The 21,793-nt window shown below is 62.5% G+C and carries 19 protein-coding genes; 2 read left to right on the forward strand and 17 right to left on the reverse strand.

Features of this window, described 5'->3' with window-relative positions; translation table 11 throughout:
* Positions 1–3 precede the first annotated feature (3 nt).
* From HU765_RS08230 to HU765_RS08250, 5 genes are all read right to left on the reverse strand, one after another.
* Positions 4–3,102, reverse strand: coding sequence for an error-prone DNA polymerase (locus HU765_RS08230; protein ID WP_346727513.1), 3,099 nt, complete (start codon positions 3,100–3,102; stop codon positions 4–6).
* Complete coding sequence (locus tag HU765_RS08235; protein ID WP_186619691.1) at positions 3,078–4,493, reverse strand: DNA polymerase Y family protein; 1,416 nt, start codon at positions 4,491–4,493, stop codon at positions 3,078–3,080. The genes HU765_RS08230 and HU765_RS08235 overlap by 25 nt, the downstream gene beginning before the upstream one ends.
* A 7-nt stretch (positions 4,494–4,500) precedes the next feature.
* Positions 4,501–5,118, reverse strand: a complete 618-nt coding sequence (gene imuA, locus HU765_RS08240) for a translesion DNA synthesis-associated protein ImuA (RefSeq protein ID WP_186619692.1) — start codon at positions 5,116–5,118, stop codon at positions 4,501–4,503.
* Positions 5,118–5,735: a transcriptional repressor LexA gene (gene lexA / locus HU765_RS08245; protein ID WP_186619693.1), complete on the reverse strand. Its 618-nt coding sequence runs from the start codon at positions 5,733–5,735 to the stop codon at positions 5,118–5,120. Before lexA ends, imuA begins: the two co-directional genes overlap by 1 nt.
* A gap of 173 nt (positions 5,736–5,908) precedes the next feature.
* The gene (locus HU765_RS08250) at positions 5,909–6,826 is read right to left on the reverse strand and encodes a LysR family transcriptional regulator (RefSeq protein ID WP_186619694.1); all 918 of its coding nucleotides are present in this window, start codon (positions 6,824–6,826) and stop codon (positions 5,909–5,911) included.
* A gap of 103 nt (positions 6,827–6,929) precedes the next feature.
* On the opposite strand from HU765_RS08250, the gene HU765_RS08255 reads away from it, so the two are divergent.
* Positions 6,930–8,672, forward strand: a complete 1,743-nt coding sequence (locus HU765_RS08255; protein ID WP_186619695.1) for an amidohydrolase — start codon at positions 6,930–6,932, stop codon at positions 8,670–8,672.
* A gap of 188 nt (positions 8,673–8,860) precedes the next feature.
* Positions 8,861–9,598, forward strand: coding sequence for a TorF family putative porin (locus HU765_RS08260; protein ID WP_186619696.1), 738 nt, complete (start codon positions 8,861–8,863; stop codon positions 9,596–9,598).
* 75 nt (positions 9,599–9,673) lie between these two features.
* Here the strand turns inward: HU765_RS08260 and HU765_RS08265 are convergent, their stop codons facing one another.
* The 12 genes from HU765_RS08265 to HU765_RS08320 all read right to left on the reverse strand — a co-directional run bounded on the left by HU765_RS08265 (position 9,674) and on the right by HU765_RS08320 (position 21,756).
* Positions 9,674–9,952: a DUF971 domain-containing protein gene (locus HU765_RS08265; protein WP_186619697.1), complete on the reverse strand. Its 279-nt coding sequence runs from the start codon at positions 9,950–9,952 to the stop codon at positions 9,674–9,676.
* Positions 9,949–10,911 (reverse strand): HEAT repeat domain-containing protein, encoded by a 963-nt coding sequence (locus HU765_RS08270; protein WP_186619698.1) that lies wholly within the window; start codon positions 10,909–10,911, stop codon positions 9,949–9,951. Before HU765_RS08270 ends, HU765_RS08265 begins: the two co-directional genes overlap by 4 nt.
* The gene (locus HU765_RS08275; protein ID WP_186619699.1) at positions 10,908–11,756 is read right to left on the reverse strand and encodes an ABC transporter ATP-binding protein; all 849 of its coding nucleotides are present in this window, start codon (positions 11,754–11,756) and stop codon (positions 10,908–10,910) included. The genes HU765_RS08270 and HU765_RS08275 overlap by 4 nt, the downstream gene beginning before the upstream one ends.
* Entirely contained in the window at positions 11,756–12,538 is a 783-nt protein-coding gene (locus tag HU765_RS08280; RefSeq protein WP_186619700.1) for an ABC transporter permease subunit, read from the reverse strand. Before HU765_RS08280 ends, HU765_RS08275 begins: the two co-directional genes overlap by 1 nt.
* Positions 12,539–12,673: 135 nt before the next feature.
* Positions 12,674–14,098: an ABC transporter substrate-binding protein gene (locus HU765_RS08285; protein WP_186619701.1), complete on the reverse strand. Its 1,425-nt coding sequence runs from the start codon at positions 14,096–14,098 to the stop codon at positions 12,674–12,676.
* 208 nt (positions 14,099–14,306) lie between these two features.
* Positions 14,307–14,552, reverse strand: coding sequence for a ferredoxin family protein (locus HU765_RS08290; RefSeq protein WP_003225615.1), 246 nt, complete (start codon positions 14,550–14,552; stop codon positions 14,307–14,309).
* Between the two features lie 27 nt (positions 14,553–14,579).
* Positions 14,580–16,310, reverse strand: a complete 1,731-nt coding sequence (locus HU765_RS08295; RefSeq protein ID WP_186546657.1) for a fumarate reductase/succinate dehydrogenase flavoprotein subunit — start codon at positions 16,308–16,310, stop codon at positions 14,580–14,582.
* Positions 16,307–17,059, reverse strand: coding sequence for a GntR family transcriptional regulator (locus tag HU765_RS08300; protein ID WP_186619702.1), 753 nt, complete (start codon positions 17,057–17,059; stop codon positions 16,307–16,309). The genes HU765_RS08295 and HU765_RS08300 overlap by 4 nt, the downstream gene beginning before the upstream one ends.
* Before the next feature lie 213 nt (positions 17,060–17,272).
* Positions 17,273–18,238: a Gfo/Idh/MocA family oxidoreductase gene (locus HU765_RS08305; RefSeq protein WP_186619703.1), complete on the reverse strand. Its 966-nt coding sequence runs from the start codon at positions 18,236–18,238 to the stop codon at positions 17,273–17,275.
* 10 nt (positions 18,239–18,248) lie between these two features.
* Entirely contained in the window at positions 18,249–19,136 is an 888-nt protein-coding gene (locus HU765_RS08310; protein ID WP_186619704.1) for a Dyp-type peroxidase, read from the reverse strand.
* Positions 19,137–19,220: 84 nt separating this feature from the next.
* Positions 19,221–19,958: a DUF72 domain-containing protein gene (locus HU765_RS08315; protein WP_186619705.1), complete on the reverse strand. Its 738-nt coding sequence runs from the start codon at positions 19,956–19,958 to the stop codon at positions 19,221–19,223.
* A 10-nt stretch (positions 19,959–19,968) separates the two neighbouring features.
* Entirely contained in the window at positions 19,969–21,756 is a 1,788-nt protein-coding gene (locus HU765_RS08320; RefSeq protein WP_186619706.1) for a thiamine pyrophosphate-requiring protein, read from the reverse strand.
* Between the last annotated feature and the right edge of the window lie 37 nt (positions 21,757–21,793).

The raw sequence follows: 21,793 nt of genomic DNA on the forward strand, positions 1-21,793 counted from the left end.
TGATCAGTGGAAATCCCGGCTTTGCACACGAATACCGCTGAGCAGCGGGCTGAGGTCGCTCAGGCGGCCGGCGATCAGGTGGCGCACGTCGCCTTCGCGCTCCCAGCGGCCATCGACCCGGAGCAATTGTGCACCGACCAGCACTTGCCGCTGACGCTCGGCCAGGTCGCGCCAGACCACCACGTTGACGTTGCCGAACTCGTCTTCCAGGGTCACGAACGTCACGCCGCTGGCCGTGCCGGGGCGTTGCCGAACGGTGACCAATCCGGCGATGCTCACCGGTCTGCCATGTTCAATATCCTGCAACTCCCGCGAACTGCGGCAACGTCGCGCTTTCAATTCGCCGCGCAACAGCGCCAGTGGATGCGGCCCCAGCGTGGTACCCAACGTGGCGTAATCGGCGTGCAGGTCTTCACCCACACTGGGTTTGGGCAGCACGATTTGCACCTCTTCCTCGCTGGGCAGCCCGGCAAACAGGCCAAGTTGTTTCTGCACCCCCGCCACTTCCCAGCGCGCCCGATGGCGGTGCCCGGCCAGACCGCGTAGCGCTCCGGAATCGGCGAGCAGCGCTTGCGCCCGGCTGTCGAGGGCCGCCCGCTCGCCCAGGTCGGCGACATCGGCAAACGCCCCGCGCTGGCGCGCCGCTTCGATGCGCCGGGCGTCGTCCTCGCGAAAGCCCTTGATCATGCGCAAACCCATGCGAATCGCCGGCTGTGCCCCGGTGGTGGTTTCCAAGCTGCAATCCCAATCGCTGGCGCGCACGTCCACCGGACGGATCTGCAATTGATGGCGGCGCGCGTCCTGAAGAATCTGGTCCGGGCTGTAGAAGCCCATCGGCCAGCTGTTGATCAGCGCACAGGCGAACGCCGCCGGTTCGTGGCATTTGAGCCAGCAACTGGCGTAGGTCAGCAAGGCAAAACTGGCGGCGTGGGACTCGGGGAAACCGTAACTGCCAAAGCCCTTGATCTGCTCGAAAATCTGCGCGGCGAATTCCGGTGTATAGCCGTTCTTCTTCATGCCGGCAGCGAGTCGTTCCTTGTGCGGTTCCAGTCCGCCGTGACGTTTCCATGCGGCCATGGAGCGGCGCAACTGATCGGCCTCGCCGGGGCTGTAGTCGGCGGCGACAATGGCGATCTGCATGACTTGCTCCTGAAACAGCGGCACGCCGAGGGTGCGCTTGAGCACCACTTCCAGCTCCGGCGACGGGTAGCTGTCTTTTTCTTCTTTATTACGCCGGCGCAGGTACGGATGGACCATCCCGCCCTGAATCGGTCCCGGCCGGACGATGGCCACTTGAATGACCAGATCGTAGAACGTCTGCGGGCGCAAGCGCGGCAGCATCGACATCTGCGCGCGCGATTCGATCTGGAACACGCCGACGGTATCGGCGCGGCTGATCATGTCGTAGGTCGGTTTGTCTTCGGCCGGGATTGTCGCCAGAGTCAAATTCAGATCGCGGTGGCGGCGCAGCAGGTCGAAACAGCGGCGGATCGCACTGAGCATGCCCAACGCCAGAATATCCACCTTGAGCAGACCGACTGCATCGAGGTCGTCCTTGTCCCACTGGATAATGGTGCGATCGGCCATCGCTGCGTTTTCAACGGGTACCAGGGTGTCCAGCGGTTGCTCGGAAATCACGAAACCGCCGGGGTGCTGCGACAGGTGCCGGGGGAAACCGATCAGTTGCCCAGTCAGGCTCAAGACGCGGCGCAGCAGCGGGCTGTCGGGGTCGAAGCCGCCTTCGCGCAAGCGTTCCAGCGGCGGCACTTCATCGCTCCAGCGACCACAACAATCGGCCAATGCGTTGATCTGGTCCGGCGGCAGGCCCAGGGCCTTGGCCACATCGCGCACCGCGCCGGTGGCGTGATAGGTGCTGACCACGGCGGTCAGTGCCGCGCGCCGCCGGCCGTATCGATTGAACACGTATTGCAGGACTTCTTCGCGACGCTCGTGTTCGAAGTCGACATCAATGTCCGGCGGCTCGTTGCGCTCTTTGGACATGAAACGTTCGAACAGCAAGGTGGTGCGGTCCGGGTCGATTTCGGTGATGCCCAAGGCAAAGCACACCGCCGAGTTGGCCGCCGAACCACGCCCCTGGCAGAGGATTTCCTGCTTGCGGGCAAAATTCACCACGTCGTGCACGGTGAGAAAATAGCTTTCGTAGCCAAGTTCGGCGATCAGTTTCAATTCTTTGTTGATCTGCCTCAGCACCTTGAAGGGCGCGCCTTTTTTCCAGCGCCAGGCAATGCCCTGTTTTGTCAGATGGCGCAACCACGAACTGGCACTGTGGCCTTCGGGCACCAGCTCTTTGGGATACTGATAACGCAATTCGCCCAGATCGAAGGTGCAGCGCCGGGCCAGTTTTACCGATTCGTCCAGCAAGGCCGGCGGATACAGCGCTTGCAGCATCTCGACACTGCGCAAGTGCCGCTCGCCATTGGGATGCAGGCGCAAGCCTGCCTCGGCCACCGGGACGTGGTGCCGGATCGCCGTCATGGTGTCCTGCAAGGCACGGCGGCCACGGGCGTGCATGTGCACATCGCCGCTGGCGACCGCCGGAATCTGCCACTGCGCCGCCAGACTCAATAACGCTGCCAGCCGCTGCTGATCGTCCTGCCCGCGATGCAACTGCACCGCCAGCCACAGTTGCGCGCCGAACGTCTGTTTCAGCCAGGCGCCCTCTTCTCCTTGATCGGGCGAATCCGGCACCCACAACACCAGCAATCCCGGCAACGGCTCGTCGAAGTCCTCGCGAAGCACCTGATACTGGCCTTTTTGCGTGCGGCGCCGGGCGCGGGTGATCAAGCCGCACAACGCCTGATAACCGGCAAGGTTCTCCACCAGCAGCACCAGTTTCGGGCCGTTGTCGACGCGTATTTCGCTGCCGATGATCAGCGGCAGTTCAACGGCTTTCGCCGCTTGCCAGGCGCGAACGATGCCGGCCAAGGTACATTCGTCGGTGATTGCCAAGGCGTGATAGCCGTGCTTTTTTGCGCGCTGAAACAGTTCCAGGGCACTGGAGGCACCGCGCTGGAAACTGAAGTTCGACAGGCAGTGCAGTTCGGCATAACCGGCGCTCATGCAAACCAGCCCTGCAGCCACAGGGGGCCGTCCTCGCCCACCGCACGCCAGGCCCAGCCCTGCTGGCCGGCGCGATTCTGGATCAGGTAGTAATCGCGGCGCACATCCTCACCGTCCCACCAGCCGGATTCGATGCGCTCCGGCCCCATGAGAATTCGCGCCGAGCCGTGCGGCACGCTCTGTGGTTCGTCGAGCAGCCAGCCCGGACGCAGGACGTTGGGCAAACCGCTGCAACGCTGTTTGTCGACGCCGTGCTGCCAGGCGCGCTCGGGCCGGTGGTCGGCCTGAAAGCGCAGCCCTTGCACCGCGTCATCGCCCAGCCGGGCGCGCAGGCGCTCGCGCAATTGCTCCCAGGGCAAGGTCTGTTGCGTACGCTCATCGAACAATTGCTGAAACTGCGGGACGAAACTCGGCAGGTCCTCGGCGCGCAGGCGAAAGCCGCGCACCGGTGCCTCGACCTGCACCTGCTCCAGACGTCCACGGGCCAGCTCGAAGAGCATCGCCGGATCACGCTCGGCACTGAGCAGGCCGACCTTGATCACCGTGTCCGGCAGACCGGCGTGTTCCAGCAACAGGTCGAAGCGCTGCACGCCGCTGTCGCGTCCACAAAGGAATGCCGACAGATCGCCGGTCAGACGGCGCAGCGGGAACAGCAGCGCCTGATGGGATTGCACGTCGAAATTCAGCTCGATGCGCACGTCGAAACGGTCCGGCGGCAGGTAAAACTCCAGCGCCAGTGGGCGCGCGCCGAACAAGGTGTCGAGGTGCTTGAGCATCTGCGCTTCGAACCGCCGGGCCAGGGCCTGACGCGGCAGGCTCTGCACTTGATTGAGCGTGCGCAGGCCCATGCGCGTCAACGCCGTGGCCACGCTCGGCTCCAGTCCGACGCGGTCGACAGGCAATCGCCCCAGGTGATGTTGCAAAGCCTCGCCGTCCGGCACCACCAGACCGTCATACGCATTGGCCAACACCCGCGCCGCTGCCGGGTTCGGCGCCGCGACGATGCGGTGCCGAAAGCCCAGGTCGGTCAGTTCCTGACGCAGGCGTGCCTCGAACTGCGCCCAGGTGCCGAACAGCCCCAGGCTCGATTCGATCTCGAACACCACGGTACGCGGGTAATGCACGCTGACCTGCGCACTGAAACGGTAGGCCCACGCGGCGAGAAACTGCTGCCAGTGTTCGACCTCGGCCACCTCATAATCGGCGGTGGCAAAGCCTTTGCTCATGGCCTGGGCGGCAGTCATCGACATGCCGGAACGCAAGCCGAGTTGGCGCGCCGCCGGATTCACCGCTTGCAACACCCGGCGCTGAGCCGGACCGCTGAGCAAGACCAACGGCTCAGCGGCATCGGGGCGCTGGCGCAGCACGGCGTCGAGGGCCAGTTGCGGAAACACGATACACACCCAGCGCATGGCGGCCTCAGTGACCCACGGCAAAGGCAATCGGCGTCGTCCGCGCCAGCCCGCCACGGCATTTGAGTACGCGCAGTTGTGCAGGCCTGGCGTCGATGGCAATACGCAGCGCTGCCGGTGACGGGTTGACGGCTTCGCTCAACGGTCGCCAGGCAAACGCGAGGGTCTGGCCGGTTTCCGCCGCCACTTGCAAACGCCGCAATGCGCGGTCATCGGCCTTGTTTGGCCAGCACAGCACCGCGCCGCAACTGCCCGAACGCAAACATTGCTCCGCCGCCCACAAGGCATCGCGCTCGCTGGCCTGAATCACCGACAACTGACGCAGATCGACCCCGGCGTTTTCCCACGCTTGCGGGTACGGCAAGAACGGCGGCGCCACCAGCACGATGCGCTCGCCGGCCGCGGCCAATCGCGCCAGCGTCGGCCAGACCAGTTGCAACTCACCGACACCGGGACCGGCCAAGAGGATTTCACTCAGCGCCGCTTCCGGCCAGCCACCGCTGGGCAGTGCCGCGTCCAGCGCGGCGTGGCCGGTCGGCTGTGGGCTGGCGGCCGGTGGCGCAGGCCGGCCTCTCCAGACCTGGCCGCCATTGAACAGGGTATCCAATGCTACGACGGCGCCCATCAGCCTTGCCTCACCAGACCGCAGAACACCCCTTCGATGGCCAGGTCCTGATCATCGCGCACGACAATCGGCTGATACGCCGGGTTGCGCGGTAACAGCCGCACCTCTGCGCCGACACGTTCGAAGCGCTTGATGGTGACTTCGCCGTCGAGCCGTGCCACCACGATCTGCCCATTGAGTGCCTCGGGATTGCGCCGCACGCCGACCAGATCGCCGTCGAGAATGCCGTCCTCGATCATCGAATCGCCCTGCACCCGCAGCAGGTAGTCTGGGGTGCGGGAGAACAGTGCCGGGTCGAGCATCAAGCGACTATGAATGTCGGCATCGGCGCCAATCGGCGCGCCGGCGGCCACGCGACCGAGCACGGGGATGTCGAGCAGCTCGGGGCGCGCCGGTTGTCCGAGCAGGCGAATGCCCCGGGCCTGATGCGCATTGACCTCGATAAATCCGGCCTCGGTGAGCGCCAGCACGTGCTTGCGCGCCACGCTGCGGGAGGCAAAACCAAAAGCCTCGCTGATTTCAGCGAGGCTTGGGGACTGACCGTGTTCGGCGATGCGTTCGCGGATAAAGGTCAGGATGGCGGTACGGCGGGGAGTCAGGTTTGTCATGGAGTACATTTGTACTCCTGTAGGATTTTCCTGACAAGAACCGCCAGTCGGCCCAGGCCGACACACACATTTGATCATTCCCACGCGCAGCAAAGGAATGCCTCAAGGGACGCTCCGCGTCCAGTGGCGCGGAGCGTCACGGACTGCATTCCTTTGCTGCGCGTGGGAGCGATCAATGTCCGTCAGTTCAGCCTACGTTCGGCGAGAAACCCTGCGATGTAATCGATAAACGCCACCACTTTCGCCGTCGCCCGCCGATGGCTCGGATACACCGCAAGAATGTGCGGGCCGAAGGTGTCGGGGTCGATCGCGTAATCAGCCATGACCCGCACCAGTCGCCCGTCCGCGAGGTACGGCGCGGCGCTCCACAACGGCGTATGCAATAAACCGCGACCGGCCAGGGCGCTGGCCAGCAGCAGATCGTAATTGTCGCTGCGCAACCGCGGCGCCGTCGGTTGGGCCAGGCTCAGGCGCTGGCCATCGCGCTCGGCCCACCAGAATTCGCGGCTGAGCAATGGATGCTGATACCACAGCCATTCATGCTGTTCGAGGGTTTGCGGATTGACCGGCAAACCTGCGCGCGCCAGGTATTGCGGACTGCCACACAAGGCCAGGCGATTGCTGCCGACCACCCGCGCGATCAACCCCGGCAAATCGTCATGCCCCTCACGCAGCGCCAGGTCATAGCCGCTTTCCAGCAAATTGACGAAGGCGTCGCACAGGTCCACTTGCAGGCTGATCTGCGGGTACTGCTGCAAAAAGCCGTCGCACACCTGATCGAGAAAAGCCCGACCATAGGCCAGCGGTGCGGTGATTTTCAGACTGCCGCGCAGGCCGTGCTGCAACTGTTCGATTTCCTCCCCTGCCTCGTCCAGTCGCTGCAATACCAGCCGCGCGGTTTCCAGGTACACCCGGCCGATCTCGGTCAGCAGAATTCGCCGCGTGCTGCGCTCGAACAGCCGCGCACCCAACTCCGACTCCAGGTGATTGACCGCTTTGGTCAAGGCCGACGGGGTCTTGCCCAATTGCTCGGCGGCGCGGCTGAAACTGCCGAGCTGCGCGGTGACCACGAACATTTTCAGTGCACCCAGCTTGTCCATGCTTTTTCCATTCAGGCAAAAACGTTTTTCGTGAGGGAAGCGTTCTGTCGGCCGATTGCAGCCGGTAATCTGGCCATCAGACGCAATAAAAAGGAAATCTTCAATGAAAAGATTCATTCCCAAGCTGCTGGTTGCCGCTGTAAGTTTTGCCTCGATGGAAGCCATGGCCGCTGCCGATCTGGTGTTGCTCAATGGCAAGATTTTCACTGCCGACCGCACGCAACCGAAGGTCCAGGCGCTTGCCGTGGGACAGGGCAAAGTGCTGCAAGTCGGCACCGATGCACAGATCAAAGCGCTGATCGAGACCGCCACCCAAGTCATCGATCTGCAAGGTAAAGCCCTGATGCCGGGGCTGGTCGACAGCCATTCCCACGCCATTTTCGGCGGGCTGGAAATGGTCTCGGCGAACATGGCTGACGAAGTCGTCAGTCTCGATGAACTGCAAAAACGCCTGCGTGGCTGGCGCGAAGACGGCAAGGCAAAACACGGCGACGTGCTGAGCATTGCCGGCATGAGTTCGGTGTACTGGGCGCAGGCCGAAGCCCTGGGCCAGACCTTCAACCGCGGCGAATGGGCCGACGTGCCGGTGGTGTTCGTCGGCAGCGATCACCACACCGCGTGGGCCAACAACGTCATGCTCAAACGCGCCGGCATCGACGCCGCGCTGTTGCAATCCTTGCCAGAGGCCGAGAAAGACACCATTGGCAAACTGGCCAATGGCGAGCCCAACGGCTTTGTGGTCGACGCTGGCTGGGATCGGGTCGCCTCGAAGATGCCGGTGCCAAGCCCTGCCGACATGCTCAGCGCCGCCAAATCAGCCGTGCGCTACAACAACAGTCTGGGCATCACGGCATGGATGGACCCGGCGGCCAACGCCGCACCGGGTGAAGCAGTGTTCGCTCTCAAACCCACCGAGAAGTCCGTCGGTGTGCTGCCGGCCTACAAGGCACTGGCCGAAAGTGGCGAGATGAGCGTGCATGTCGCCGCGCTGCTGGTCGCCAATCCGAAAAGTGTTCCGGCCGATCTTGATACGCTGGACAAGGTGCGCCAGCAGTTTCAAGGCATACCCAACCTGACCCTGCCAGGGGTGAAGATTTTCGCCGACGGCGTGATCGAATTTCCGGCGCAAAGCGCGGCGATGATTGACCCCTACAGCAACTCGCACAAGCAGGGCGAATTGCTCATCGATCCGCAGCACTTCGGCGAACTGGTCAGCGCCATCGACCAGCGCGGCTGGCGGGTGCACATCCACGCCATCGGCGACCGTGCGGTGCGCGAAGCGCTCAACGGCATCGCTCAGGCGCGCAAGGATCGCCAGAGCGGTGTCAGCCACTCGATCACTCACCTGCAGATGGTCAACCCGAAAGAATTCGCCCGCTTCAAGCCGCTTGAGGTTATCGCCTCGATGCAACTGCTCTGGGCCAGCGCCGACGATTACACCACCGAGATGATCAAGCCCTACGTCAGCGCCCTCGCCTTTCGCTATCAATACCCGGCGCACTCACTGCTCAAGCAGGGCGCGACGATTGCCGGCGCCAGTGACTGGCCGGTGTCATCGCCGAACCCGTTCAACGCCATGGCCCAGGCGATCACTCGCGTCGGCCCGTTGGGCGTGCTCAATGCCGACGAGCGCCTGGACCGCGAAACCCTGTTCTATGCCTACACCGCCAACGCCGCGCGAGCCATCGGTCTGGACCGGCAGATTGGCTCGCTGACCCCGGGCAAGCAGGCGGACTTCATTGTTCTGGATCGCGATGTGTTCAGCGTCGATGACAAAGCCCTGCACGACACCCAGGTGTTGCAGACCTGGTTTGCTGGTCGCAAGGTCTACACCGCCTCTCAATAACAACACCATCGCCCTTTGTAGGAGTGAGCCTGCTCGCGATAGCGGTGTATCAGATGTCAATGTGTTGTCTGACACACCGCTATCGCGAGCAGGCTCACTCCTACAGGGTCTTTTGGGGTGGCTGAGATTGCATTCCCTCCACAGTTTTCGTACTGCCCAACAATAATCACACAACATCGGGACTTCACATGAAAGCCTTGCCCCTGTTCGCCCTGAGTTTCTTGAGTGGGCTGCCCTTGAGCAGCCACGCGATCGCGTTGAACGACGACTTCGCCGTGCTGGTGGATCTGACCCTTGCCAGTGATTACCGCACCCGCGGCATTTCCCAAACTCAAAATGACCCTGCCGCGCAGGCCGGCCTGACCCTGGCGCACAGCAGCGGTCTGTATCTGGGCGCGTGGAGTTCCAACGTCGATTTCGGCGGTGGCCTGAAGACCCGTCAGGAAGTCGATTACTACGCCGGTTGGCTATGGCAGGCGAGCGAGGATGTCAGTCTGGACCTGGGCTATCTCAAGTATGCCTACCCCAGGGAAAGCCAGTTCAACCAGAGCGAGGTCTACGCGATTTTCGGCGCGTACGGCGTCAGCGTGGCGGCGTACTACTCCAGCGATGCGCCGGGCATCGATAGTCAGCAGAACTCGCTGTACACCTACGTCAGTTATGAAACGCCATTGCCTTTCGATTCGGCGTTGGCACTGCGCTACGGCCGTATGGATTTCAAGGACCCGTACCTGTACTCGGCGTCCGGGCAGGCGCAGGACAGTTATCGGGAGTGGGAGGTAAAAGTCACCCACAACCTGGGCGGCGTGGTGCTGGGCCTCAGCTATATCGACACTGACCTCTCGCAAACGCAATGCCTGAGCAACTGGGGCTTCAAAGACGTCTGCGTAGCGACCGTTGTCGTCAGCGTCAGCAAATCTTTCTGATAACCGCTCCCACAGGGGATTTATGATTCGGCTCGATATGCGGGGTTCAGCGCTCCCACATGAACTTTCGCTGGGTCAGGCATTGAGTTGTGCCAGGTAAGTCCATGGATAGATACCGCGTTGATGGCCGTCGCTGAACACCAGTTGCACGCCATAGCCCTGGGGGTTGAGTTCGATCAGACGCACCCGATCATCGACCAGCGGCGTCAGGCCGCGCAGGCGCAGCGCGCGGCATTGCGAACATGGGCACTGGCGGCGCAGTTCGGCGTGGTTGAGTTGCTGCTCGCGGCCTCCCGGCCAGCTCAGGCGCAGCGTCCGTTCGCTCTGCGAATTACCGACCGACAGCGGGTTCATTGCAACTGGCTCAAGGCGATGCGCACGGCTTTGCGCACCTCTGGATCACCGTCATCCTGCGCAGCCTGCAACGCCGCCACGGCACCGCGATCATTCAGTTCGCCCAAGGCCAGCGCCGCTTCCTTGCGCAGATTGCTGATGCGATGACCAAGGGTGTCGACCAGCGCGTCCAGCGCCGGGGCGAAACGCAGGCGACCAAGGCTGCGGGTGGCGCGCAGGCGCACTTGCCAATAGTCGTCGCTCAAGGCTTCGACCAGGGCCGGCCCCGCATCGCGATGGCCGACTTTGCCCAGGGTGGTCGCGGCTTCTTCGCGTACTTGCCAGGCACTGTCCTGCAAGGCCTGGCGCAGAGCCGGAAGCACTTCGGCGCCAGAGGCCAGGCCCAGCGCTCCGGTGGCCGCGCGGCGCACTTCGGTGTCCGGATCAGCGCTGGCCAGACGGGCCAGCGCCGGCAACGCATCGAGCTGTTTGAGCCAGCCGAGCACCCCGACCGCTTCGCGACGCACATGTGCGTCAGCATCGTTCAGCGCGGTAATGGCCGCGGTGGCGGCGTCGGCAAAACGCAACTCACGCAGCGCTCGAAACGCGGCGATCCGCACACTGACATCGGTGTGCCCGGTCCACGGCAGAATCACCCGCCCCGCCGCTGCCGACTTGAGCAGGCTCAGGCTTTGCGCGGCGGCCGCTTGCACGGCTGGCGACGGATCCGTCAGCGCTTCGCACAAGGCTTGCACGACCGGCTCGTCCTCCCACGCCTCCAACAGCCGTGCGGCTTCGGCACGCACCTCCTCGGCGGGATCCTGCCTGAGGCGATCAACCAGCCAGAGCAAACCGTCCGGCTCTTCCAGATCCGCCAGTTCAATCAGGGCAATACGTCGCACGCCGGCATCTTCAGCCGTCAGACGCGGTTGCAGGGCGAGGATTTCATCGTTGTCGGTTACAGCAAAAATAGAAGTCATAGGGCAAATCGCGGCAAAGGGTTTTCTGGTGGCAGACCGAGCGGATTGAGGCGTGGCAGCGGTCGGTCGTTGTCGTGGCGCAGCAGGTCGAGGCAGTGACGCTTGAGGCGGGCGAACGCGGGGCTGGTGACCAGCTCAGTGGTGCGTGGACGAGGGAAATCCAGGCGCAATTCTTCGATGATTCGCCCCGGGCGTGCGCTCATGACCAACAGGCGGTCGGCGAGGAACAGCGCTTCATCGATGTCATGGGTGACAAACACCACGGTGGTGCGAATCCGCGTCCAGATGTCCAGCAGCAGTTCCTGCATGTTCAGCCGGGTCAGCGCATCCAGTGCGCCGAACGGTTCGTCCATCAGCAACAGCCGCGGACGGTTGACCAGCACCCGGGCGATCTCCACCCGCTGCTGCATGCCGCCGGAGAGCTGATCGGGCCAGTGTTCGGCAAAGCCGTCGAGGCCGACCAGCTCAAGGATTTCATCGGCGGCACGATGGCGTTCAGCCTTGCCGATGCCACGCATTTTCAGGCCGAAGGCGACGTTGTCACGCACCGTTCGCCACGGGAACAATGTGTGATGTTGAAAGACCATGCCGCGTTGTGGCGACGGGCCGGATACCACTGCGCCGTCCACCTTGAGGCTGCCGGTCTGCGCATTCAGATGCCCGGCCAAGGCACCGAGCAAGGTCGATTTCCCGCAACCGGACGGGCCGAGAATGCACACGAACTGGCCGGGTTCGATCTGGCAATCGAGGCCCTGCACGGCTTCGAACGCTTCACGACCGCTGCCAAGGACGATGGACAACTGGCGAATGTCGATCCGCCCTTGCGGGGTTTGCATCACGCTCATCAGGCTTTTCCTCGCGGTCGATGCCAGGGCGTGAGCCACCCGCCCAGGCGTTTGATCAGCCAACTGCTGCCCATGCCCAACACACCGATCAGGAGCATGCCGACGACGATGTCGGCATAGTTCTGCAGGGTGTAGGACTCCCAGGTGTAATAACCGATACCGAACTGGCCGGAGATCATTTCCGCCGTCACCAGGCAGAACCACGACGTGCCCATGCCGATCGCCAGGCCGGTGATGATGCTCGGCGCAGCGCCCGGCAGGATCACTTCCTGCAGAATCGCCCGGCGCCCTGCCCCGAGGCTTTTTGCCGAGGCGATCAGACGTGGGTCGACGGTCTCGACGCCGTGCACGGTGTTGAGCAGGATCGGAAACAGCGCGCCGGTAAAGGTGATGAAGACCATCGACAATTCCGACGACGGGAACATCAGGATTGCCAGAGGAATCCACGCCACGGCGGGGATCGGGCGCAGCACTTCCAGCGGTGGCAGCAGCAGGTCTTCAGCCCATTTCGAGCGGCCGATGGACAGGCCAAGGGCGATGCCGATCAGCAGTGCCGCGAGGTAGCCGGCAAAGACGCGGCCCAGGCTGCTGCTCAGGTGCTGCCAGAGTTTGCCGGAATCGCCCAGGCCCAGCGCGGCTTCTATCACGGCCACGGGGGTTGGCACGTTGGCGAAGGTCACCAGGCCCAGGTTCCAGTGATGGCTGGCGGCGAGTTGCCAGAACAGCAAGCACAGCAGCAGCGAGGCGCCTCTCGGCACCCAACGCAAACAGGATCGATACACAATAATGCCTCTCAACCAGATCCCTGTAGGAGTGAGCCTGCTCGCGATAGCGGTGTATCAGACATCACATCGACACCTGACACACCGTTATCGCGAGCAGGCTCACTCCTACAGGGGAGCGCGGTGTTTTTGGGGTTAGCGCACGGCGACGACTTGCGCGGTGGCATCGCTGAAGTCGAAGACTTTGCCGCCCTGCGCCGTGGCGTATTGCTGGGCCTGGCCCTTGAGCAGGAAAGCACTCAGGCGACCCTTGGCATCGCTGGCAAACCATGCCTGTTCGGCCAACAACTTGATGCCGCTGTCGCTGGCCTGCGCATACACCGCCCGGATGTTTTTGCCCTCCTGCTTCAACGCAGCCAGTGCGCTGAACGCCGCTTCAGCCGAACCATAACGGCGCACTTTTGCCTCGCCGCGTACCCAGATTTCCGCGACGTGGCTGACATCGGTGATGGCCTGGCCTGTTGCTGCATCCACCCCGGGTAAAGGCGTCTGCGCGTAGTCAGCCAATTGCGCGGCGTAATCGAGATTCGACGCCTTGAAAGCCGCGCGGATGTATTGGTCGTCAATAAAGGTGTCGAGATCGAGGCCGCGATCAGCCTTTTTCAGCAGCTTCAGCGTATCGATGGCGGTGCCGACGGCCTGGCGGTACTCCGGTTTCCAGCTCAGGTCGCGGGTCTGCACGCCGAGCGGGCCATGGAACAGGTAGTTGACCTCGGCGTCGACGCCAGAGACCTTGGCGATCAGCTCGCTGTACTTCTCCGGCTCGGCTGCGAGCAATTGATTGGCTTCGATGCTGGCGCGCAGATAGGCGACGACAATCTCCGGGTATTTCTTCGCATAGGCCTGATCCACCAGCGCACCGTGGAAGGTCGGTGCGTTGGCCTGGGCGCCGTCGTAAATCTTGCGGGCGAAACCACGGCTGGGAAACAGTTCGGCGAACGGCACGAAGTCGGCGTGGGCGTCGATCTTGCCGGCCTGCAACGCCGAGCCTGCGACCTCCGGCGGCTGGGCGATGATGTTCACATCCTTGAGCGGATCCCAGCCCTGTTCTGCCACGGCGCGCAGCAACATGCCATGGGCCGTGGAGGCGAACGGCACGGAAATGGTCTTGCCTTTAAGCTCAGCCAACGACTGCACGCTGGATGCGCTCGGCACAACAATGCCGTTGCCGCTGCCTTTGATGCTGCCCGACAACACGCTGATGAACAGGCTGTGCTTGCCGGCGGTTTCGAACGCCACACCATTGAATGCCCCGGGGAAATCGGCCATGGCGCCGAAGTCGAGTTTGCCGGCGACCATCTCGTTGGTCAGCGGCGCGCCGCTGGTGAAGTTTTTCCATTGCACGTCGTACTTCGCATCTTTATAGGCGCCATCGCGGGGCAGGTATTTGTCGAGCAAGCCGAGTTCACGGATCAACAGGCCACCGGCGGCGCAGTTGATGGTGGTGTCCTGGGTGCCGATGGCAATGCGGATGGTTTCGGCCGAGGCCGACACGGTAAATGAAGCCAGTACCAGACCGGCGAGTGCTGCACGCAACATGAGTGTGTCCCCTCGAATCATTGATTGAAGTTCGTCTCCGCCGCGATCAGGGCGCGGTGGGAAACGAGGGGTATTTTTCAATTCAGCGTCCGGGGTTCACCGGATGGCTTTGGTTTGTCACACATCCAATGTAGGAGTGAGCCTGCTCGCGATAGCGGTGTGTCAGTCAACACATCTACATCTGATCCAGCGCTATCGCGAGCAGGCTCACTCCTACAGGGACCGGGTTTCAACGCAGGAGATACGGGATGTCGACTTTGACGGCACCCGTCGGGCAATCCTTTTCGCACGGCATGCAGTACCAGCATTCGTCGAATGCCATGTAGGCCTTTTGCGTGGCCGGGTTGATCGCCAGCAGGTCCATCGGGCAGACGTCGACGCACACGGTGCAGCCCTTTTCGGCGATGCATTTGTCCTCATCGACGGTGACCGGGGCGTTGGAGCGGAAGAAGATTTCCTGAGCTTGATAAGCCATGGTTCGGACTCTCTTTTCAGTCGTGCATCAAGCGGCGAAAGAGCCGACCCGCAGTCGGTCGTAGGCCTGCATTTCTTCGGCGTCGAGCGGGATGATGTAAGGCTCGACGGCTTTTTTGAAACTGGTCATGCGCCCGTCCTCGCCCTTTTTCAGATGGCAATGGCAGAACCACTCGGCGTCGTTGCGTTGTGGATGATCGACGCGATAGTGATACAGGCCCCAGCGGCTTTCGGCGCGGAACAACGAGGCGCGGGCGGCCATTTCCGCGCAGTCGCGGATCACGCTGGTTTCCATCGCGCGCATCAGTTCGTGGGCGTTGTTGGCTTTCATCTGTTCCAGGTCGCGCTCAATGTCGCTGAAACGTTGCAGGCCGATCTGCATTTTTTTGGTCACTTTCGGCGGTTGCAGGTAGTCGTTGACGAAGCGCCGCAGCTTGTACTCGACCTGCGCCGGCGGCAGGCCGTGTTCGCGATCCAGCGGTGCGTAGACTCGGGCTTTTTCCTTGGCAATCTGCTCGGCATCCAACGCCGAAAACTCGCGGCCGGCGACAAATTCCGCGGCGTTGTGCCCGGCAAACCAGCCGTAAGTAAACGCGCCAAGCATGTAATTGTGCGGCACGGCGGCCATGTCGCCCGCCGAGTACAAACCTTTCACCGAGGTTTCGGCGCGTTCGTTGACCCACACGCCAGACGCCGAATGACCACTGCAGAAACCGATTTCCGAGATGTGCATTTCGACCATCTGCGTGCGGTAGTCGGTGCCGCGATTGGCGTGGAACTGACCCCGGCTCGGGCGCTCGTTGCTGTGCAGGATTTCCTCGATGTTCTGGATGGTTTCTTCGGCCAGGTGATCGAGTTTGAGGAACACCGGGCCGTTGCCGCTTTCCAGTTCCTGGTGAAACTCCCACATCATCTGCCCGCTCCAGTAGTCGCACTCGATGAAGCGTTCACCCTTGTTGTTGGCGGTGTAGCCGCCCAGCGGGCCGGTCACGTAGGCGCAGGCCGGGCCGTTGTAATCCTTGATCAACGGGTTGATCTGGAAGCACTCGAGATTGGCCAGCTCGGCGCCGGCGTGATAGGCCATCGCGTAGCCATCGCCGGCATTGGTCGGGTTTTCGTAAGTGCCCATCAGATAACCCGACGACGGCAGGCCGAGACGACCGGCAGCGCCACACGCCAGAATCACAGCCTTGGCCTTGATCACATGGAAATCGGCGGTGCGGCAATCGAAGCCCATCACACCGTTGACCGCGCCCTCCTCGTCGGTCAGCAAACGCGTGCAGACCAGGCGATTGGTGATGCTCACCCGCGCCCGTTTCAACTGGCGATAAAGGACCTTCTTGATGTCGTGCCCTTCCGGCATCGGCAGCACGTAGGCGCCCATGTGATGGACTTTTTTCACCGCATAATCGCCGGTTTCGTCCTTTTCGAACTTCACCCCCCAACGGTCGAGCTGTTCGATGGTTTCGAAACTGTGCGTGGCATAGGCGTAAACGGCGGCTTGATTGACGATGCCGTCGTTGGCGATGGTAATTTCCTTGGTGTACTGCTCCGGCGTCGAATGGCCGGGGATGATCGCGTTGTTCAGGCCGTCCATGCCCATGCTGATCGCGCCGCTGCGTTTGACGTTGGCCTTGTCGACCAGCAGCACGCGCAGGTCGCGGTTTTGCTCTTTGGCCTTGATCGCCGCCATGGGACCTGCGGTGCCGCCGCCAATAACGACGATGTCGTATTCCTGTTCCAGCGTGTTGCGCGTCATGCCTGCTCCCCTTTGTGCCGGTCGATCCGCAGGCGGTACTGAAACGCATCGCCACGGTAGTAGAGATGTTCGAAATCCAGCGGCTGGCCCCGGGCGTCGTGGGTCAGGCGCTCGATGCGCATGATCGGCGAGCCGGCCTCGACGTTGAGCGCCTGGGTCAGGTCGCTGTCCGCCAGCACCGCGTCGATCGCCAGATCGGCGTGGCCGAGGGCGATGCCGCAGTCGTTTTCGAGGATCAGGAAAATGTCGCGGGTGACCAGATCGGCCTTTTCCAGCCGCTCGCCGATGGCTTTGGGCAGGTAGGTGATTTCCAGTGAGATCGGCTCACGGTTGATCAGCCGCACGCGTTTGATCTGCGCGACGATCTCGCCTTCGGCGACCTGCAAACGCTTGGCGACACGCTTGTCGGCAGCAATGAATTTGAAGCTGCGCAGGCGGTTGATCACCTCGTAGCCGCGCCCGGTCATGGACTCGGCAAGACCTTGCAGGCTGCTGACGTTCTGAAAGGTTTTCGGCTTGGCGACGAACGTGCCTTTGCCGTGGATCTTGAAGATCAGCCCTTCCTTCTGCAAATCGCCCAGCGCCTGGCGCACGGTGATGCGGCTGACTTTGAACAGCGTGCCGAGTTCGCTTTCGGACGGCATCTGACTGTCTTGCGGGTATTCACCATCAAGAATGCGCGCACGCAACACATCGCGCAGTTGGGTATGCAGCGGGACGCTGCTGAGGGAGAGAACGTTATCGGTCATCACGGGATCACTTGTTATAACGAGTTATGACGTGATCTTAGGGTTGGGATGACAAAGTTGAGAAATATTGTTTGGGCATAACCTTAGATGCTTCGCAGAATCGCCCTTTGTAGGAGTGAGCCTGCTCGCGATAGCGGTGTGTCAGTTGAAATTGATGTGGCTGACAGACCGCTATCGCGAGCGGGCTCACTCCTACAGGGGGAATCTGTGCGGTCAGCGCTTGAGGATCTGGTCCATGACCCAGTCGGTTTTGACGGCTTGCTCGGCCACGGCGGGATGGCGGGATTCGCCACGAATGTGCGCATTCATCCCGAGCACGTGATGCCATTGAATATGCTCATGATGAGCAATCTCCAGACTGATCTGCTCATCGGCAAACAAGTGCAGCGGATCCTCGTCAAACACCGAAAAGCCGATCCGCCCCTGGCTGCCGATGATTTCGACGCGGTCTTCGCGCCGGTCCGCAACGAAATTCCAGCAGCCCATGCCCTGTGCTCCCGAAGCAAACCGCCAACTGGCACTGACCGCATCTTCCGCCGCATACAGACCCGCCTGCCGTGCGGTGAAACCGGCGACTTCAACGATGTCGCCGAGCAAATACTGGAACAAGTCCAAACCATGGCTGGCCAGATCGGCGAAATAACCACCGCCCGCCACCGCCGGATCGGTGCGCCAATTGTCACGGCCCTCCAGATCCGCCGGCGACGGCGCTTTGGTCAGTGTCCAGCTCAGGTGGCGGACCTCGCCGATACGCCCTTCCTCCAGCCACTGGCGCACTTGCGCGAAGCGCGGTAGCGAGCGACGGTAATAGCTGACAAACAAATGCAGACCGGCAGCGGCAAACGCCTGCTGCATCTCGCGGCTCTGCCCGGCGTTGAGCGCCATGGGTTTTTCCACACAGCAATGCTTGCCGGCGGCGGCGACTTTCAGGCTGTAGGCGTGGTGGCTGTCGGGTGGTGTGGCGATGTACACCGCGTCCACTTGCGGATCGTTGATCAGCGCATCGACCTCGGTGTAGACCCGTTCGATGCCGTGACGCGCAGCGTAATCGCTCACCGCTTCCAGGCGACGGCCCATCACCGCCACCAGCGCCGAACCGGGCGCCTTGTAAAAGGCCGGCCCGCTCTTGCGTTCCGCCACGCTGCCACAACCGATCATGCCCCAGCGCACCACGTTCATGACCAGGTCCTCAGCCGATGCGCAGAGCGCGCAGATCGAGGTGACCGTCCTTGAGCGGCGGGCACCAGTAATAGCCGCCGGTAATCGGTCGGCTGATGCGATACAGGCCATCGGTGATGCCGTCTTCCAGACCGCTCATGCGCCGCAGTTGCGCTTCGAAGGCATCCAGCGAGAAGCCGAAAGCCAGAAACATCAAACCCGCGCGATCACCTTCGATCCATGGCATCGAACGGCGCACGACAAACGCCTCCGGCGCGAAGCTTTCCTGGGCGGTACGTTTGACGTGAGCGGAAATCGGCGCGTCGTCGATTTCTTCGTTATCGCTCAGACGGCGGCCCATGATGTCGTCCTTGGCCTCGGCAGATAAACGCTGAAAACCCTTGAGGTCGTGCTGCCACTGCTGGATGGCGGCGAAGCTGCCGCCGATCAAGCCATCAGCGCCAGTGCTTTGCAAAGCGGCGGCAATGGCGGCGTCATCGTGCGGGTTTTCCGTGCCGTCTTCGTAACCGGTGAGATCGTGGCCGTCCATGTGGCGGAAGGCTTCCTGCACCTGCACCAGGCGCAAGGCCGGCGCCAGCGCGGCTTCGAAGGCGTCGCAACGGTTGAGCAGTTCACCGCGGTCGACGCCGTGCAGCCAGACCCACAGCGCGTGCTGGGTCGACGGGTTGTTCACGCCGACGCCGGTCATTGCCGGGAAACTGCGCAGGCCGTCGATTTCTACATTCAGCGCATTGGTCAACGCCTCACCAAAGCCAACCACCGCCGACTTGCCATCCACCAGCATCAGCAGGTTGTCGATCGCTTGCGGCAAGGCTTCAACCGACGCCAGGGCGAAAAACAGATGACGTGCTTGCGCAGGAACAGGGGTGGCGAGGATGCCCGGCTGGTAGTAACTCATGTGAACTCCTTGAAAAAGTGCGCGGAGTTTACCTGTAGCCGGACGGTTTGTGTGGGTTGCGATAGCGGCCTTGAGGCCTTCGTATCAGCGCTCGCTGACTTCGGTCAGCGCGCTCAATGCCAACGCATTGGCGGTGGCAGCGCCGCTGGCGGTGTTATCGAAGATGCACCAAGTGTCTTTGCCCACGCCGCTCGCGCTTTGCAGGACCTGAGCAAGGCGCTGGAGATAAGCCAAGTCGTAGGCGCTGTGATAGATGCGCGGCGATCCGTGCAGGCGCCAATATTGCAGGCCTCGCCAGCCGCCCGGCGCCGCGTCGGTGCTGATCCGCGACGGATCGACCACCGCCCGGGCAATCTGCAAATCCTGCAACAGCGCCTCGGCGCCGGTCCACGATTCGTGTCGCGGCTCCAGCACCACGGCGCCTTGGAAACGTTCGCGCAAGACGCGAAAAAACGCCTCGGCAGCGGGCGCATCGAACGCCAGTTTCGGCGGCAATTGCAGCAGCAGACAGCCCAGTTTTTCACCCAGACCTTCGCACTGTCCGAGAAACTCATCAAGCGCAGCCGCGCTGCCCGCCAGACGCTGCTCATGGCTGATGAGCTTGGGTACTTTGACTGCGAAGCGAAAGCCTGGCGGAACCGAATCGGCCCAACGCTCATAGGTCTGCCGACGATGCGGGCGATAGAACGAACTGTTGATTTCCACACAGTTGAAACGCGCCGCATAGCGTTGCAGATGCGTGCCTTCCTCCGGGAAGGCCGGCCAGTGCTCGCGGCCAAGGCTCCAGCCCGCGCAACCGATTAAAATCGCTGGTTCGTTCAAGCGCCTGGCATCATTTCTTGCGCGGCAGCACGGCGCCAAGCACTTGCTTGGCCGTTTGCACGATCACCCCCGCCTCGTCCGGATCGCCTTTGAGCAGGGTCGTGGCGAATGCCTTTGCCTGCTCCAGCTTGATGTGCGGTGGCAACGGCGGCACGTTCGGGTCGGTCTTGAACTCGATCAGCACGGGTACATCCGAGGCCAGTGCCTGCTCCCAGGCCGCTGCCACGTCTTCCTCGCGATCAACAAAGATGCCCTTGAGGCCGATGGAAATGGCGAACAGGTGATAGGGCACATCGGGGATGCTTTGCGACGCCTCGAACTTCGGATCGCCCTCCATCACCCGCTGTTCCCAAGTCACCTGGTTGAGGTCCTCGTTGTTGAACACTGCGCAGATCCATTTCGGGCTCGCCCATTGCCGCCAGTATTTGGCGACGGTGATCAGCTCGGCCATGTTGTTCATCTGCATCGCGCCGTCGCCGACCAGGGCAATGACCGGGCGTTCCGGAAAAGCGAATTTGGCCGCGATCGCATAGGGCACCGCAGCCCCCATCGAGGCCAGGCCACCGGACAGCGAGCATTTCATCCCGCGGCGGATTTTCAAGTCACGGGCGTACCAGTTGGCGCAGGAGCCGGAGTCGCTGGTGATGATCGCCTGATCGGGCAAGCGCGGTGACAGCTCGAACACCACGCGTTGCGGATTGATCGGCTTGGCCTTGACCATGGCGCGCTTTTCCAGGGTTTTCTCCCAGGTGCTACGCCAGCCTTCGACTTTTTTGCGCCACTTGTTTGAGGTTTTCTGCTCGAGCAAAGGCAACAGCGCGGCGAGGGTTTCGGCTGAATCGCCGACCAGATTGACCTCCATCGGATAACGCAGGCTGAGCATGTCCGGTTGCAAATCGATCTGCACGCCACGCGCCTGGCCTTCCTTGGGCAGGAATTCGGAATAGGGAAAGCCCGAGCCGACCATCAGCAAGGTGTCGCATTCGCTCATGAGCTTGTAGCTGGGTTCGGTGCCGAGCAGGCCAATGCTGCCGGTGACCCACGGCAGATCGTCGGGCAACGCGGCTTTGCCGAGCAAAGCCTTGGCGACGCCGGCGCCGAGTTTTTCCGCCACGGCGATCACCTGGTCGGTCGCTTCCAGCGCCCCGGCACCGACCAGAATCGCGACTTTCTCGCCGCGATTGAGGACCTCGGCGGCGCGCTGCAAATCGGCGTCGTACGGCACGACTTTCGGCTTGCTGTAGCCGACGCCGGAGTGCGCGGTGCCGTGAGCGCGGGGTGGTTGTTCGTAAGGCAGATCCTGCAAATCGTTGGGCAGAATCAGCGCAGTGACGCGGCGCTCGCCCACAGCCGTGCGCACGGCGCGGTCGAGCAGATGGCGCACCTGTGCCGGCGCCGAAGCCTGCTGCACGAACGCGCCGGCGACGTCCTTGAACATCGACACCAAGTCCAGTTCCTGCTGGTAATGACTGCCCAGCGCCGTGCGCGCCTGCTGACCGACAATGGCCAACACCGGCATGTGATCCATGCGCGCATCGTAAAGACCAGTGATCAGGTGTGAAGCGCCGGGGCCGGAGGTGGCGATACACACGCCCAGCTCACCGGTGAATTTGGCGTGCGCCGAGGCCATGAACGCGGCCATTTCCTCATGTCGCGCCTGTACGAATTCGATCTTGCCTTTCGCCCGGGCCATGGCGCCGAAGACGCCATTGATACCGTCGCCCGGGTATCCAAAAATCCGCGTAACGCCCCACTCGCTGAGCCGCTCGACCAGAAAATCGCCTACCGTCATCGTCATCTCGATCCTCGCCTTTCACCGCTGCATGGATGTGTAA

The sequence above is a fragment of the Pseudomonas sp. SWRI81 genome, assembly GCF_014268545.1.
Taxonomy (GTDB): Bacteria; Pseudomonadota; Gammaproteobacteria; order Pseudomonadales; family Pseudomonadaceae; genus Aquipseudomonas; species Aquipseudomonas hamedanensis.